Origin of the sequence: Moorena producens PAL-8-15-08-1 (assembly GCF_001767235.1) — a bacterium.
GTDB classification, from domain to species: domain Bacteria; phylum Cyanobacteriota; class Cyanobacteriia; order Cyanobacteriales; family Coleofasciculaceae; genus Moorena; species Moorena producens_A.
This window is the reverse complement of sequence record NZ_CP017599.1, coordinates 5,654,769-5,669,395: the sequence shown is the minus strand read 5'-3', so window position 1 is coordinate 5,669,395 and position 14,627 is coordinate 5,654,769. Positions and strand designations below refer to the sequence as shown.

24 protein-coding genes are annotated in these 14,627 nt (G+C 43.9%); 9 read left to right on the top strand and 15 right to left on the bottom strand.

Going from position 1 to position 14,627, the window contains the following annotated elements; translation table 11 throughout:
- Positions 1–22 precede the first annotated feature (22 nt).
- The 4 genes from BJP34_RS20730 to BJP34_RS20720 all read right to left on the bottom strand — a co-directional run bounded on the left by BJP34_RS20730 (position 23) and on the right by BJP34_RS20720 (position 2,184).
- Positions 23–679: a Uma2 family endonuclease gene (locus BJP34_RS20730; RefSeq protein WP_193431268.1), complete on the bottom strand. Its 657-nt coding sequence runs from the start codon at positions 677–679 to the stop codon at positions 23–25.
- Positions 680–883: 204 nt separating this feature from the next.
- Complete coding sequence (locus BJP34_RS20725; RefSeq protein ID WP_070393980.1) at positions 884–1,333, bottom strand: DUF29 domain-containing protein; 450 nt, start codon at positions 1,331–1,333, stop codon at positions 884–886.
- A 43-nt stretch (positions 1,334–1,376) separates the two neighbouring features.
- On the bottom strand, positions 1,377–1,505 hold the full coding sequence (locus BJP34_RS49205; protein ID WP_267876330.1) for a hypothetical protein: 129 nt from the start codon (positions 1,503–1,505) through the stop codon (positions 1,377–1,379).
- 109 nt (positions 1,506–1,614) lie between these two features.
- Positions 1,615–2,184, bottom strand: coding sequence for a Uma2 family endonuclease (locus BJP34_RS20720; RefSeq protein ID WP_070393979.1), 570 nt, complete (start codon positions 2,182–2,184; stop codon positions 1,615–1,617).
- A gap of 364 nt (positions 2,185–2,548) precedes the next feature.
- Between BJP34_RS20720 and BJP34_RS49200 the strand changes: the two genes are divergently transcribed.
- Positions 2,549–2,674 carry a hypothetical protein gene (locus BJP34_RS49200; protein ID WP_267876329.1) on the top strand — a complete coding sequence of 42 codons (126 nt, stop codon included), beginning with the start codon at positions 2,549–2,551 and terminating at the stop codon, positions 2,672–2,674.
- Between the two features lie 33 nt (positions 2,675–2,707).
- On the opposite strand, the gene BJP34_RS20715 is transcribed toward BJP34_RS49200, so the two are convergent.
- Entirely contained in the window at positions 2,708–3,640 is a 933-nt protein-coding gene (locus BJP34_RS20715; RefSeq protein ID WP_083305278.1) for a GNAT family N-acetyltransferase, read from the bottom strand.
- On the opposite strand from BJP34_RS20715, the gene BJP34_RS46590 reads away from it, so the two are divergent.
- Complete coding sequence (locus tag BJP34_RS46590) at positions 3,633–4,163, top strand: hypothetical protein (RefSeq protein WP_202972000.1); 531 nt, start codon at positions 3,633–3,635, stop codon at positions 4,161–4,163. The two genes, BJP34_RS20715 and BJP34_RS46590, sit on opposite strands and share 8 nt — an antisense overlap.
- 124 nt (positions 4,164–4,287) lie before the next feature.
- Here BJP34_RS46590 and BJP34_RS20705 read toward each other — a convergent pair whose 3' ends face one another.
- From BJP34_RS20705 to BJP34_RS20695, 4 genes are all read right to left on the bottom strand, one after another.
- On the bottom strand, positions 4,288–4,593 hold the full coding sequence (locus tag BJP34_RS20705) for a hypothetical protein (RefSeq protein WP_149031094.1): 306 nt from the start codon (positions 4,591–4,593) through the stop codon (positions 4,288–4,290).
- Positions 4,594–4,780: 187 nt separating this feature from the next.
- Positions 4,781–4,942: an anacyclamide/piricyclamide family prenylated cyclic peptide gene (locus BJP34_RS50490; protein WP_083305277.1), complete on the bottom strand. Its 162-nt coding sequence runs from the start codon at positions 4,940–4,942 to the stop codon at positions 4,781–4,783.
- A 346-nt stretch (positions 4,943–5,288) separates the two neighbouring features.
- Positions 5,289–5,678, bottom strand: a complete 390-nt coding sequence (locus BJP34_RS20700) for a type II toxin-antitoxin system VapC family toxin (RefSeq protein ID WP_070393977.1) — start codon at positions 5,676–5,678, stop codon at positions 5,289–5,291.
- A gap of 1 nt (position 5,679) precedes the next feature.
- On the bottom strand, positions 5,680–5,904 hold the full coding sequence (locus tag BJP34_RS20695; protein ID WP_070393976.1) for a DUF2281 domain-containing protein: 225 nt from the start codon (positions 5,902–5,904) through the stop codon (positions 5,680–5,682).
- 180 nt (positions 5,905–6,084) lie between these two features.
- On the opposite strand from BJP34_RS20695, the gene BJP34_RS20690 reads away from it, so the two are divergent.
- Positions 6,085–6,465, top strand: a complete 381-nt coding sequence (locus tag BJP34_RS20690; RefSeq protein ID WP_149031093.1) for a hypothetical protein — start codon at positions 6,085–6,087, stop codon at positions 6,463–6,465.
- A 12-nt stretch (positions 6,466–6,477) separates the two neighbouring features.
- On the opposite strand, the gene BJP34_RS20685 is transcribed toward BJP34_RS20690, so the two are convergent.
- The 3 genes from BJP34_RS20685 to BJP34_RS20675 form a co-directional block, all read right to left on the bottom strand.
- Positions 6,478–6,639 (bottom strand): anacyclamide/piricyclamide family prenylated cyclic peptide, encoded by a 162-nt coding sequence (locus BJP34_RS20685; protein WP_083305643.1) that lies wholly within the window; start codon positions 6,637–6,639, stop codon positions 6,478–6,480.
- A 416-nt stretch (positions 6,640–7,055) separates the two neighbouring features.
- The gene (locus BJP34_RS20680; protein ID WP_070396790.1) at positions 7,056–7,484 is read right to left on the bottom strand and encodes a DUF29 domain-containing protein; all 429 of its coding nucleotides are present in this window, start codon (positions 7,482–7,484) and stop codon (positions 7,056–7,058) included.
- A gap of 330 nt (positions 7,485–7,814) precedes the next feature.
- A complete protein-coding gene (locus tag BJP34_RS20675; RefSeq protein ID WP_070393973.1) occupies positions 7,815–8,021 on the bottom strand; it encodes a type II toxin-antitoxin system HicB family antitoxin in 207 nt (68 codons plus the stop codon).
- Between the two features lie 245 nt (positions 8,022–8,266).
- Here BJP34_RS20675 and BJP34_RS20670 point away from each other — a divergent pair, with 245 nt between their 5' ends.
- The 3 genes from BJP34_RS20670 to BJP34_RS20665 all read left to right on the top strand — a co-directional run bounded on the left by BJP34_RS20670 (position 8,267) and on the right by BJP34_RS20665 (position 10,557).
- Positions 8,267–10,078: an asparaginase gene (locus tag BJP34_RS20670; RefSeq protein WP_083305276.1), complete on the top strand. Its 1,812-nt coding sequence runs from the start codon at positions 8,267–8,269 to the stop codon at positions 10,076–10,078.
- Between the two features lie 45 nt (positions 10,079–10,123).
- Positions 10,124–10,249 carry a hypothetical protein gene (locus BJP34_RS49195; protein ID WP_267876328.1) on the top strand — a complete coding sequence of 42 codons (126 nt, stop codon included), beginning with the start codon at positions 10,124–10,126 and terminating at the stop codon, positions 10,247–10,249.
- A gap of 74 nt (positions 10,250–10,323) precedes the next feature.
- Positions 10,324–10,557: a hypothetical protein gene (locus BJP34_RS20665; protein ID WP_070393971.1), complete on the top strand. Its 234-nt coding sequence runs from the start codon at positions 10,324–10,326 to the stop codon at positions 10,555–10,557.
- A 121-nt stretch (positions 10,558–10,678) separates the two neighbouring features.
- On the opposite strand, the gene BJP34_RS20660 is transcribed toward BJP34_RS20665, so the two are convergent.
- Positions 10,679–10,891, bottom strand: a complete 213-nt coding sequence (locus tag BJP34_RS20660) for a hypothetical protein (RefSeq protein WP_070393970.1) — start codon at positions 10,889–10,891, stop codon at positions 10,679–10,681.
- A gap of 167 nt (positions 10,892–11,058) precedes the next feature.
- On the opposite strand from BJP34_RS20660, the gene BJP34_RS43890 reads away from it, so the two are divergent.
- Complete coding sequence (locus BJP34_RS43890) at positions 11,059–11,196, top strand: hypothetical protein (RefSeq protein WP_158517344.1); 138 nt, start codon at positions 11,059–11,061, stop codon at positions 11,194–11,196.
- Positions 11,193–11,750, top strand: coding sequence for a Uma2 family endonuclease (locus BJP34_RS20655; protein ID WP_070393969.1), 558 nt, complete (start codon positions 11,193–11,195; stop codon positions 11,748–11,750). The genes BJP34_RS43890 and BJP34_RS20655 overlap by 4 nt, the downstream gene beginning before the upstream one ends.
- Positions 11,751–11,760: 10 nt before the next feature.
- On the opposite strand, the gene BJP34_RS40460 is transcribed toward BJP34_RS20655, so the two are convergent.
- Both BJP34_RS40460 and BJP34_RS40455 read right to left on the bottom strand, forming a co-directional pair.
- Entirely contained in the window at positions 11,761–11,940 is a 180-nt protein-coding gene (locus BJP34_RS40460; protein ID WP_149031092.1) for a hypothetical protein, read from the bottom strand.
- 534 nt (positions 11,941–12,474) lie between these two features.
- Complete coding sequence (locus tag BJP34_RS40455; protein ID WP_149031091.1) at positions 12,475–12,702, bottom strand: hypothetical protein; 228 nt, start codon at positions 12,700–12,702, stop codon at positions 12,475–12,477.
- 933 nt (positions 12,703–13,635) lie between these two features.
- Here BJP34_RS40455 and dacB point away from each other — a divergent pair.
- Positions 13,636–14,574, top strand: a complete 939-nt coding sequence (gene dacB, locus BJP34_RS20650) for a D-alanyl-D-alanine carboxypeptidase/D-alanyl-D-alanine-endopeptidase (RefSeq protein ID WP_070393968.1) — start codon at positions 13,636–13,638, stop codon at positions 14,572–14,574.
- The last annotated feature ends 53 nt before the right edge of the window (positions 14,575–14,627 follow it).

The following is a 14,627-nucleotide window of genomic DNA, read 5'->3' as shown; positions in this document are numbered from 1 at the left end:
CCGATTCCCTACTCCCGATTCCCTACTCCTGACTCTGTAATCCCTGCTGCAATATTTCTAAAACTTTGGCTAAGTTTCCGGCTAATAACGCAGCTTTATTTAACCATAATCCAGGGAAAATTTCTGAACAAAGTATGCCCTCAGGATTGGCTTCCAGTTGAGTATATTCCCCTTCGCTTAACCGAAACCAATCAAATTCACCATCATCAACTCGCCATACCAAATACTCTTGTACTCCATTACGGCGATAAACGTTTAATTTTTTGTGTAAATCAATAGAAACAGTGCTAGCCGCAATTTCTACGATTAACTCCGGCGCACCTTCTACATAGCCATCCTGACTAATTGTAGATTGTCCTCCTACTTTCAGTCTAAGCAGTGCATCGGGTTGAGCTTCATTCTCAAGATCAAGCCTAACAGTACAATTATCTCCTAATTGCAGGTTAGGAGTATAGGTTTGGTAGAAGCCTAACCACAACATAATCTGAGCATGGGGTTCGCCATGTTGTGTAATTCTCAGGGGAGATGCCATGTAAACAATTCCTTCAATTAATTCGGCTTTCTTAAAATCAGCCATAGCGGAATAGCGACGCTCAAATTCCGCAAGGGTTAGTTGATCCCCATTTTCTAAAGGAGGAATAGTGGGGTCCCGAGTAATTGTGGCAGTTGATGTGATCATTTTTGGCTCTACTTTATTTGTTATTTAATATGAAATAGGGAACAGGGGAAGAGTGGGGAGGTGGGGAGATAGGGAGATGGGGAGAATTTTATTGCTGATAAAAGTCTGATTAGCCAATTATAGCGTTTTGCCTGTAGCTTAAGTAGAATACCGATTCCCGATTCCCGATTCCCGATTCCCTACTCCCGACTCTTGAAACCTGATTTATTCCTTGGGCAACCATTCGATATCCAGTAATTGGTCAAGACAGTAGGGACATTCTGAAGGAAAAGTTACGGAATTCTGAGTTTTTATCTTCACAAATCCTAGGGCATCGTTATAGATAGAACTTAGTTCATCATCTAGATAATTACGGAGATTAGTCGTCAGCTTTCGTTTGAGCTGAATTCGGAAGTTATAGATTTCACCTTGCCAGTGAACTGCATTATAGTCAGATTCGCTTGTCCAATAGTGCAGTAATAATAAATGACGGATAACTTGTTCTAAAAGGCTAGCGACAGCATTTTTCTTTTCTCTGCCCAAATCCTCTAACTCCTCAATTAAGTTATCCCAATCTAGTTGATTAAAGTCTTTATTTTTCAGGAGCTTAATGGTTTCTTCTAGCCATTGGGCATCATCAATTTCGTAGAGATTTTTTAAATTAATACTATTCATAGTATAGCGGTTTTTAATTCGGTGACCTACAAAGTTCTGGGTTTTAGGGAACAGGGAACAGCGGATCTGGGAACAGGGAAAGAGTGGGAAGGGTAGGGAGATGGGGAGATAGGGAGATGGGGAGATAGGGAGAATGCAGAATTTTATTGCTGATCAAACTCTGATTAGCCAATTATAGCGTTTTGCCTGTAGCTTAACTAGAATGCCGATTCCCGATTCCCGATTCCCGATTCCCGATTCCCTAAAACCTAGGACTTTGTATCTAACCCAATTGAAAACTGCTAGATCTCAAAAACTTCCGACACTTTCAAATTAATATCTTTAAACCCAGGAGATAACACTAAATCATTCCCAGAAAAGCTACCCACTTCTGTATAAGTATTTCCCTTAAGTTCTAATACCAAGATACTTTGACTTTCCGGGTCCACAATCCAGTATTCAGGAATGCCACAATCCTGATATTGGATTCTTTTCGCAATATAATCTCGCTCTCGTTGTAATTCTCCGGGGCTAACCACTTCAACCACTAATAAAGGCGGTGACATAGAGAGGCGAATGGTATTACGCTTTGATAATTGTTGAATATGCTCTTCTCGGATAATGGTCAAATCAGGATAACGGTTTTTGGGTTCACCTCTAACTTCTAATTCTAATCCTTGGCCTCTGACTCTGTCTGTTCCGAGCATCAACGCAAAAATCAGAAAAATACGATTCGCAATTTGAACATTTACTCCTGACTCGGGAGGCATTTCAATTAACTCTCCATTAAATAACTCATAGAATTTTTCCGAGTTATCATTGTATAATAAATACTCGTCAAAGCTTTGAAATTTATGGGTCAGTTGTACCATCATAGTTCACCTGTAAAGTCCGTGTAAGCATTCAGCTATCAGCTAATGCGCTACGCGCACGCTACGCGCACAGCTATCAGCTAATCAGCTATCAGCTAACACACCCTACTTACTTTTTTGGATAATATAGCAATTCTATTTCCCATGAGGTACAAAGGGATCCCCCTAAATCCCCCTTAAAAAGGGGGACTTTGAGGTTGATAATTGTACCTCATACATGCAATCAACGCTATATTGTGTTCACGTGCAAAGTCCGGTGCGTTACGCCTATCGGCTAACACAAAAGTCCGGTGCGTTACGCCTACCGGCTAACACAAAAGTCCGGTGCGTTACGCCTACTGGCTAACACACCCTACTTACTTTCTTGGATAATAGCAATCCCAAATCAATTGTAATAATTCTTGTTCCCGATTCCCGACTCCCGACTCCCGATTCCCGACTCCCGATTCCCGATTCCCGACTCCCGACTCCCTCGGTGCGCTTTCCGTAGGCGAATTAAATTCGCCACGGGTCGCACCGCTCCCTACTCCCTACTCCCTAATTTCTTAAGACTCCGATACGCTTCAGTTAACGACGTCAAATAAGGTTTAAGGCGACGATCCACGAATTCAAGCATCGGTTGGTTACTCTCCCCCACGGCAAAGGTATAGTAAGCAATATCACTATCGAGTTGAGCCATGAGAGACTCTGCAATTAGCATGGCACCACGGCCACGCCGTTGGAACCGTGGCACCACAAACATCGAGGTATAGCGGATAGTATCCGGGCCAACCCGGTGGTTCACCATCCAACCCACAACCTCTCCTTGATAGAGCAAACCCAAACTGTTGAGGGGTTCTAGTTTTGAGGGTTCCAGAAACGGAGACAAGGATTCAGGATACCAAACCTTTTGCTTTTGCCGTTCGTGAATCCGTTCCTCCTGGGCTGGGGTTAGCTCTGCCCAAGGAAACAGGGTGAAGTCTTTGGGGAAACGATAGTGGTGAACCCAGGGGGCTTGGGCAATATGTTCGCTATCAAATTTTGCCAAAATTAGGGAAATTTTAGGGGTTTCCCATCCCAATCTTTCCAGCAAGGGTTCCAAGGCAACGGTGGTGAGTTCTGTGGCTTGGTAGGATAGCTCCATTTGGGTACAACCGAGTTCCCGGACGTGGGCTTCCAGATGGGTGATTAACCCGCTGCCAACCCCCTGTCTGCGGTTTTCCGGGTGGACAAACAGGGAAAGAATGACCCCACTAGTGGTGTCGGTTTTGGGGTCTTTGCGCAGTTCTGCTACCAGCAAGCCCACCATTTCATCATTTTCCACTGCTGCTAAACCCAGCAGTTCCCCGAGAAGGCTGGCACCTTGCCAGTGGCTAGCAATGCTGGGGCAGGTATAGTCATCGTATTCTAAGGAAGCAGCAGCATCAAAGTTTTCGAGCCACTGATAGGTAATTTGGGGGGAGTAGGTGGTGGTCACTGGCTTTGGGAATCGGGAATCGGGAGTCGGGAATCGGGAATCGGGAGTCGGGATCGGGAGTTGGGAATCGGGAATCGGGAATCGGGAATCGGGAATCGGGAACGGGAATCGGGAATCGGGAATCGGGAATCGGGAATCGGGAATCGGGAATCGGGAATCGGGAATCGGGAATCGGGAAATTAATCGTAGGGTGGGCAGTGGCTGTTGCCTGAAATTGGCTAGCAGCCGTGAAGCGTTGGATCAGCGACTGCCCACCAGACAGGAACTTTTTTTACTCTCTGTGTCATGCAGCCAGCAAATGCGATCGCTTCCATTTTCAGATGGGGAGATGGGGAGGAATCGTAGGGTGGGCAGTGGCTGTTGCCTGAAATTGGCTAGCAGCCGTGAAGCGTTGGATCAGCGACTGCCCACCAGACAGGAACTTTTTTTACTCTATCTGTCATGCATTACCAGATGCGATCGCTTCCATTTTCAGATGGGGAGATGGGGAGGAATCGTAGGGTGGGCAGTGGCTGTTGCCTGAAATTGGCCAGCAGCCGTGAAGCGTTGGATCAGCGACTGCCCACCAGACAGGAACTTTTTTTAGTCTATCTGTAAACCATGCTTCAGATGCGATCGCTTCCATCTTCAGGATGCATCTAATATTATTACTGTTTTACCCAGTGGATGGAACGGCCATCTTGGTGAAATATCTTGGTGGCACGGGCATCTTGCCGGTTATCAATATTCCCTGGCAGGCAGGATCCCCACCCCACTCCTATTTCATGCCGCCCCTGATATAAAGGCTTCTGCCAACGATATATAGCACTACACATCAAAGCTAGGACATTGATACAGGCCGCAAAAGCTGTTGTAGTAAACTTTTGGCTTTTGCCTTTTGCCTCTTGCCTTGCACTATAAACCGAAAAAGAAGCCTGCTCCACCATGCCACTGGGGTAGCAAGCTCCTTTCAAGTCAGCCCTCAGTTTCGAGTGCGACTCTACCTTCTTCGACTAATGCCCGCCCAGCACGCCCGTGCCAGGTAACCGAAAACGAGTTAGTGGCACAGGTAGCTCGGAAATTCATCCAGGCAAATCGCCCGCCATCCGAGACCAAAAAGGGGTTTTGACATTTTGATCGGATAGTGGTAAATCAAGGGCACTACTCGGCGTCGTCTCCCGCAAAAGGATGGTGTGCCTGCCCCCATTTCCCGGCGGCACAGTACTGGGAGAGAGACTCGGAGACTGACTCCTCATTTTGCCTTGCTACCCCGTTACGGGGCACAGGAGCAGTCTGTTTGGGTAGGAGTTTTTTCTTGGGCATGGTTTCATCTCCATAGAATTAAACTTTCTGTGGTTTTGCTTATTGAGTTGGCTCAGGCTGTGTCAATAGGTTTTTTCTTACGTTTTGTTACGTGGGGAGTCGGGAGTCGGGGAGATGGGGAGATGGGGAGATAGGGAGATGGGGAGATAGGGAGAGAATCGTAGGGTGGGCAGTGGCTAGGAACGGAATTGGTAAGCAGCCTAGTGAATAATCAGCCACTGCCCACCAGCCGCTGGAAGTATTTTTTTTAGAGATAGGGTGATGGGGTGATGGGGAGTTTGATTAGAATGTGTAGTGTGCGCTATGGGCATAATCTGATAGCTAATAGCTGATAGCTTACCTATAATCAATCCCATAACCTTTGAATTGGATAAGCATCAAACTTGACATCTCTACTAATTAAAATAAGAGAGTGATTGATAGCTTGAACAATTAACCTTCTATCAAAGGGGTCGCGATGATTCGACGGAAAAGGAAGTGCTGAATATAACTCAATATCTTTATCGAGAATGGGTAATAGTTTAATATTGGTAGATTGCAATTCTTGAAATAAATCTCCAATAGGTCGATTAATTTGCAACTTACCAATATTAATTTTAATAGAAATTTCCCAAAGGCTAACAATACTAAAATACAGGTTTGTTTGGGTATCAATAATACCCTTGACTTTAATCGATAGACGAGTATCACCTAGTAAATACCAAAGAAAAGCATTAGTATCGAGAAGAGCTTTAATTTTACATATATTCCGCCAAATCTTCTAATGGTTCATCAAAATCATCTGACATAATGATTTGACCTGCCCAACTACCATAACCGTGAGTGGTTCCTATCTTTTCCTGATCAGATTGTGTATTATTTGGATAGTTTTCTCGTAAATAGTCTGCATAATGCAATAGTTCCCTCTTGAGATGTTCAGGCAGACTAATAACGACTTTCCATAAGGCTAACTCAGTATTCATAACGTTTATTTTAAGCAGTAACGTAGGGAGTCGGGAATCGGGAATCGGGAATCGGGAGATTAATCGTAGGGTGGGCAGTGGCTACGGGCGGCAATTGGCAAGCAGCGGTGAATATATGATCAGCCACTGCCCACCAGAGGCGGAAGTATTTTTTTTAGTCTATCTGTCAAGGATTGGCAAATGCGATCGCTTCTACTCAAGAATGGTAGGGTGGGCAGTGGCAAGAATCCCGAAATTGGCAAGGTTAGTGAAGAGCTGATCAGCCACTGCCCACCAGAGGCGGAAGTATTTTTTTACTCTATCTGTAAACCATGCTTCAGATGCGATCGCTCTCTACTTCAGGATGCATCTGATTCAAGCTGTTTGACCCAGTGGGTAGAATGGGAATCGAATGTAGAACAGGCATCTTGCCTGTTTCCAAATGCCATGAAACAGGCATCGAATGTAGAATGGGCATCGAATGTGGAACCGGCATCTTGCCGGTTTCCAAATGCCATGGAACGGGCATCGAATGTGGAACCGGCATCTTGCCGGTTACAATTCTCAGAAAATCAAGACTAGCCCGTCACACAACTACTCAGCGTCGTCGCCCGCAAAAGGAGCACCCATCGGGATCCCCCTGCCGCCGCCTGCACGAGCCGGTGCGATCGCATTAGCATCTGCTGTTGAAGCATTCGTCACAGTTTCACGCTGAACAGGAGCAGCTTGAAGGGGAGTTAGTTTCTTAGTTTTCATGATTTTTATCCAGAATAAATTATTCTGAATAAATTCTAGCCTTTGTATTTGACATGTCAACCTAAAATCTAGCGGTTTTTAATTGGATGAGGTACAAATTATTGGATTTTAGGGAACAGGTAACAGTAATTAAATCGGTAATCGGTAATCGGTAATCGGTAATTGGGAATCGGGAACAGGGGGAAAATTATGTGTACCTCATTAGGTTATAAACCCCTATAGCAATTTGCCGATAAGTTAATTATGATAATGTCGCACAAAAGCTCAATTAAAATTATTAATTTGTAATAATTATTAACTTATTTTGGAGGCCAATTGCTCTATTGACTGTTCCCTGTTCCCTATTCCCAGATCCGCTGTTCCCAGATCCGCTGTTTCCTAAAAAATAACTATGTACTTAAATAACTCGCCAACCGTTATGGAAACCAATCGTCATCCAAAGCTTGGCTAAGATCAATTTCCGCTTCTGGAGGAAGTGTAAACAGTTTAGAAACAGATTTTACTGCACTAGGATAAGCTTTTTTGTATAAAGTTTCTAGTTGAGGACAAAGGCTAGGGCTATCCTCAATAATAGTTTTAATTTGGGTGCGAAAGTTAACAACTTCAGCTGCCCAATGATTCCTATTGCGTTCTTGTTCAGACTTCCAATAAGCTAGTTTCAGCAGGTGTTCTAAAAGACGGGTTAAAAGACTCAATAATGCTCGCTTTTCACTTTTACCCATGCTTTCAATTTCTTCAATTAAATTATCCCAGTCCACTTCACTAAAATTACGGTTTCGGAGATTTTCTACGGTTTCGTTTATCCATTGATAGTAGTCAGTTTCATAGGATGTGTATGGTTTCATGAGCAGTAGAATCTGGGTTGTAAAGTCATCGATTTCCGAAAAAGGCATGCATGCTAGAGGCAAGAGGCATGCATGCTAGAGGGGCAAGAGAATCGTAGGGTGGGCAGTGGCTGCGGGCGGTAATTGGCAAGCAGCCGTGAATCTATCATCAGCCACTGCCCACCAGACAATAACTACTTTTTTTGAGTCTATCTGTAAAGCATTGGTAGATGCGAGTCACGCGTTTCGGCAAAGCCGACGCTTCCCGTTCGCGAAGCGTGGCCAAACGCGCCCCGCGTGGCCCAAAGGCCAAGGCCTCAGCTTCCGCGCTTATGCGAACGCTTCCATCTTCTAGGCTAATTGTAATATCTGTGGAATTGGTAACTCTTTATTAACTTGCCTATAGGCGTACACCAAATCCTCTAAAACTTCCTTAGCATTCTCAAGAGCTTCCTCATAGGTTTCACCATGTGTCCGAGCATATTTTCCCCATTCCGGTAAACTAGCCACATAAGAGTTATCTTCTTCTGACCATTGAATTAAAATACTATATTTCATGATTCATCCCCCTGTTCTAACTGCGACCCTTGTTTAAGTACTGCTATCACATCTTTTTCTTGATAAGGTTTGGCGTCTTTACTATCTTTACCAGACAAAACTACAGGATTTTTATCAGTGGATGCACCCAGTAATAATGACTACCTTTTCCTCGCTTAGGCAAGAGGGTAAATTCTGCTTTGGTGCAACATTTGTTTTAATTCTCTTACTTTTTTCGGCATCTTACAATCATATAGGGATCCTAAATGAATTGTGAAAATTTTTGTTCCCTGTTCCCTGTTCCCTGTTCCCTACTCCCTACTCCCTACTCCCTACTCCCTATTCCCTATTCCCTTTTTCCGTCACTTCTGTATACTTTAGTAGCAAACAAATTTTCTAATTGTTTCATGAACATAGGGATTTTATACACAGGGGGCACCATTGGTTCTGTGCAGGGACCCGATGGGCTGTATCCACTAGATACTGCTGGTTTCCAAAAGGCGTTTGATGAGAATATTCTGCCGATAATTCAAAGTCAATATCCCGATTGTACCATTGGCTATATTGATATCGGGTTTGGTCCGAATAACAGCACTCTCGACAGTACCAACTTGCAGCCGAAAGACTGGTGTAAAATAGCGATCGCAATCCTGGAAGCCTACGATAGCTATGAGTCTTTTATTGTGCTCCATGGCACGGACACCATGGCTTGGACGGCTTCGATACTGTCGTTTTTGATGACGGGGCTGGATAGCGAAGGCAACTATAACGCTTTGTTGAGCAAGCCGTTGGTTGTCACTGGCTCCCAACTGCCACTATTTGTAGAGAAAGCCGACTCTTCCTATACTGTACGCTTCAACACCGATGCACTCCAAAACGTCTGTGGTGCCGTAACTTCCTGTTGTGAAGGTGTACCGGAAGTGTGTCTGTACTTTGATTCCACCTTAATGAGGGGCAATCGCACGGTCAAGACCAACGCCAGTGAATTCAAAGCCTTCTCTACTCCTAACTATCCCAATATTGGGGAATATGGCTTAGACTTTGATGTGGACAACAAAGTCGTGCGCCCCTTGCCCACAGACCCCTCCCTGGCACTCTCCGTCCAGGGCGAGCCTGCTTATGACGCTTTATCAGCTCAACTGACCTACATTAACGATAATATTAACAGCATTACCGTTGTTCCCTTTGCCGCTTTCCCTGCCTATTATGATGTCTCTGCTGACCCCAATACCAGCGTACTTGGGGATATGCTGGCGGCCTGTATTAATCAGGGAGTCGATGGTTTAATTCTGGAGTCTTATGGAGCAGGGAATTTCCCGTCTGGCAATCCAGAAACTCCTGAGAATGGGGCGATTTACAAAACTCTTGACGAAGCTGATAACAATGGAACGGTGATCGTTGACTGTACACAGGTTCTCAGCGGGATTGTCAATTCCCAGACTTATGCAGCAGGGTCCTGGCTGAGTCAGGTAGGAGCAGTTGGTGCTTATGATATGACCCCAATTGCCGCTGCCAGCAAGCTAACCTACTTAAAGCTGTTAGCTAAATACTATAACTGGGATCAATACAAGATTAAAGAACTGATGATGACCAATCTCGTCGGCGAGATTATGGATGTCAATGTTCTTGATGCCAGAGGAGAGGGCTTCTTAGCGCCGGGAGAGACAATTATGGCTCTCGATGGCACTGCCATTTTGACCAACGAGCCCGGACAAGGTCCAGTCTTAACTGGCACTAGCTTAGAAGAGCCTTTCGTTTTCCTTGAGGAACCCAGCTCTGCCAAGTTGCCTGGTCAATTGCATATGCAAGAAGACGGTCAATTAATCTTCTATGACCGGGATAACCAAGCCATTTATCAGGCCGGGGGCGAACCAGATCCTAACACCCGCTCATCCAAGCTGATCCTAGAAGGTGAAACTACCGATGGTGGCACCAAGCTTTATATTCAGAATTACGGCAAAGAGCCAGTCTATATTTATCCCGAACCGATTTCTCTCGAAAAGTCCGATGGTAAGGGCAACCATAAATCCCATGGTAAGGACAAGAATAAATCTCATGGTAAGGGCAAGCATAAATAATATCAAGTCCGGTTGAATACCCATAATTAACAGTAGGGTGGGGAGATGGGGAGATGGGGAGATGGGGAGATGGGGAGATGGGGAGATGGGGAGATGGGGGAGATTTTGATTAAGCGATGCAGCGCGGTCTTGGGGGTTTCCCCCATGAGCGACTGCATCAAGACAGGGTAATTATCCGGACATGATAATTAGAATCGTAGAATCGTAGGGTGGGCAGTGGCTAAAGGGATTGGTAAGTTTGGTAAATGGATCAGATGCACTGCCCACCAGACAAGGAGAAAATCCTAGGGTGGGCAGTGGCTAAGGGGATTGGCCAGCTTGATGAATCGATCAGATGCACTGCCCACCAGACAGAAACTACTTTTACAAAGGGCGATCTTCCAAAAGAACCGCTTCGTGATTCTCCTAGACAGACGCGACACGAACACATTTTCCTAGAAAGCTATCCGGTTGCTTACGGTAAAATATCTCGGGAGTAAGGGGTAAGAGGGGCAATAAAATAAACAATTAACTATTGAGTGATTTGAAAATAGCAATCCCTGTAGGAATTGTGATAATTTTTGTTACCTGTTCCCTACTCCCTACTCCCTACTCCCTTTGCTAAACATTGCTCACAATCACGATAACAGTAGCACTCGCAATTAAGCCAAAAGCTAACTGAATCACCCATTGTGTGGCTTGTTGGTAATTGCTAAATCTTTCATCAAACTTTTTTACTTCATCTGAAAGCTCATCAAGTTTTCGGATTACATCAGTTAATGTCGGCTCTGGATCTTGATTGTGGTTCGGTTCTGGATCAGTAGTGAGTGTCATCGTTAAACTGTTATAATTATAACTATGATTATAACAAATTGGCGGTGCGATCGCACAGCATTTTACTTATATATAGCCAAGTATAATGTGCATTAATATGCGCTGTAATTACTACATAAAAAACTCAAAATAATCCCAAATTATTTTGAGTTTTTTATGTAGTAATTATGATAATTTTTGTGCCCTACTCCCTACTCCCTACTCCCTACTCCCTACTCCCTACTCCCTACTCCCTATTCCCTATTCCCTATTCCCTACTCCCTTTATTCTATACTAATAGAGTCACTATCTTGAAAGCATCATGATTGCTGATAAAATTCCAAATTACATTTCACAAGAACACTATCTATCCCAAGAAGAAGAAAGTCCCATCAAACACGAGTATAGTGATGGAGAAATCTATGCCATTGCTGGAGCCAGTGATGCCCATGTTACTATTGCCGGTAACTTATTTGCACTGTTAATAAATCATGTCAGAGGCACTGGTTGTCGGGTTTATATGGCAGATATGAAAGCGTATGTTGAAGCCGCCAATAGTTATTACTATCCCGATGTTATGGTAACTGGCGATGCTAGAGATAGAGAATTGAAAAATTATAAAAAATATCCTTGTTTAATTGTCGAAGTCTTATCTACCAAAACTGAAGCCTTTGACCGGGGTAACAAATTTTATGACTATCAAAAATTAGACACATTGGTCGAATATGTCCTAATTAGCCAAGACCATCAACGTCTAGACTGCTTCCGCCGTAATGCCCAGAAAATTTGGACATTACAATTTTATGATCCAGGAAGTGAGATTCATCTAGAAAGTGTGGATTTTCGTACGAGTCTTGAGGCTTTGTATGAAGATGTATAGCGGTTTTAAATTAGGTGAGGTAAATTTTTTTAGGGAACAGGGAACAGATAAGAGGCAAGAGGCAAGAGGCAAGAGGCAAGAGGCAAGAGGCAAGAGGCAAGAGGGTGAAAATTATTTGTACCTCATTAGAATATAAACCGCTATAACTTTTCCAAAATGATTCAATGCCCAAGAAAATTAGAGAACTCAAATCAATGCTAAAACAAGCTAGTTTCTCTTATCGTTCAGTACAAAATTGATAATCGTAGGGTGGGCAGTGCCTAGTAATGCGATCGCTAGCTAATTTTTTCGTTGGTGGGCAGTGCCTAGTAATGCGATAACTAACTGTTATAGCACTACGCATTAAAGTTAGGACATTGATACAAGCTGAAAACCTTGTGTAGTAAACTTTTGCCTCTTGCCTCTTGCCTCTTGCCTTGCGCGTAGCGCTATATTATTGGTTTCAAGCACTGCCCACCCTACCTAACTAGGACATTAAATAAAGACCAAATTATCAGGTAATAGTTAACTGCTAATCTAACCAAAAAAATACCAAAAATTACACATAATTGAGTATAAATTTTGCAAAATAAAATATTTGTAAATAAATGTAAAAAAAATTTTTTTCCTTGCATTTTTACGATTATTTATGTATAGTATAAAAGGTGACGACTGAAACTAATAACCGCGCTGGATATGCCTCTTAACCATCCCCAGCGCGGCTTTCCTCCCAACCAAGTAGGAGCTACTTCCATAATGGCACCAAAAAATCACAATTATCTCTGTGGAATGGGCATCTGGTGGAATGGGCATCTTGCCCGTGACCATGATCGGCATCTGGTGGAATGGGCATCTTGCCCGTGACCATGATCGGCATCTGGTGGAATGGGCATCTTGCCCGTGACCATGATGGGCATCTGGTGGAATGGGCATCTTGCCCGTGACCATGATGGGCATCTGGTGGAATGGGCATCTTGCCCGTGACCATGAGTGGTGGTGCGTTACGGGGCTACTGGCTACGACGTTGAATATGATGAGAAGGCGGGCCCCTAACACCTCATAAGGGTAGGTTTTTTACAAAGACCTCAGGTGTGGGGTGTGGGGTGACCGGGTGTGGGGTGTGGGGGTACAGACAAGCGATGCAGCGCCGCTTTTTCGTTGTTTTCCTTTTCCTCTCCCTCTGGGTCGCCCCATGTTTGACCTTAATGTAAAAAACCTACCCCTGTAAGGCCCCTAACACACCCTACTTTTTGACCCTGGGGTATCTAATCCTCAATAATGCGAACGCGCCCCGCGTGGCCAAAAGGCCAATCGCGTAGGCCACGCGGGGCGCGTTCGCAAACTGCTGAAACTTAGCCAGATTTGATGTATTATTTCCCCTATTACAAATTTGCGTGCTTATGGGTGGAATAATACAAAACTCCCCTTTGAATTAAGAATGGTGAATGTAGAATTTAGAATTTGGAATTCACCATGCTGGATTCACCATGCTGGATTCTGACAGACAACCTTGGCCAAAAGGCCACCCTAGGCGAACAACCAAATAACTTTCAACCTTAAACCTTAAACCTTAAACCAATAACCTTTAACTTTTAACTTAAACCCAAGGGACTTAAACCAAAGAGCGAACAAGTTTAAAAAAAAATGGATAAATTCATCTAATATTCATAGAAATATAATCGGTTTTTGAATAAAATTCAGGAATAGTAAACTACTAGTTATAGTCTAGGTCTGGACTCTTACAATGTCTTGATTTTCGGTATGCTTATTTTTAATTAAGCAAAGAAAAAAATTTTAATTTTGTCAAAGGTATTGTAGGATGTAGTTTGGGTTTAAACCCTAAACTAGCAAGGCTTTTTTGTATCTGTTAGTGCCTGTTGAACTGTAGCAACACGACTGCCTCACTATGACCCAATTGAATTATTGGTTGAAATCCTTAGGAATGCTAACTGTAGCTGTGCTCACTACGGTATCTCCTATTACCTCTAGAAAAGCTAACGCTAGAACAGTTGCGGACTTAAGGCAAGAGGGAAAATCTTTGGAAATTTCTGTGCTTCCTCCAGAGACAGCTCCGACCGATTCCATTAAAATCCCTGTTCCCCCTCCGGAAACGAACAAGAATGGCATTTGTCCGGAGTTTCTGCCACCAGTGATTGACTCGATTATCGATCATCCTTCCTTGGCGAGAGGGAAATGGGGGATTGTGGTTGAATCATTATCGGAAGAGAAGGTTTTCTACAGCCACAATGCTAATCAATACTTGATCCCTGCTTCTAACATCAAACTATTAACTACAGCGGCAGCATTAAACAAGGTTCATCCCAATACTCCTATTCGATCTAAGTCAATGAAAGAATGGGTGAAGATAACGAATCTAAAAAGCCACAATAGTTATGCTGATACGTTATTGCGCTATATTGGCGGGTCGGAAGCAGTGCAGGATGCTTTGGCAGAATTGGGAGTTGACCCTAATAGTTATCGACTGGTAGATGGGTCTGGCTTATCCCGGAAAAATTTAGCGACTCCGGAGGCATTTATAAGCACTCTCAAAGGGATGAGTGATGCCAATAATAACCAAGTTTTTCTAGCTTCTTTACCGGTTGCGGGAGTGAGCGGTACTCTCAAAAATCGGTTGCGTCATCCCTCTACACAAACCAAAGTTCAAGCCAAAACCGGCACCCTCAGAGGAGTTAAAGCTCTGTCTGGATATCTCGAACATCCCGATTACGGCACTATCGTGTTTAGCATCATGGTTAATCAACCATCCCAGTCAGGTAAAGTCTTAGAAAAGGGAATTGATGAGATTGTTATGCGCTTAACTCAGCTGATGCCTTGTAATTCATAGAGAGTGTGTGGGGAGATGAGGAGATGGGGAGATGGGGAGATGGGGAGATGGGG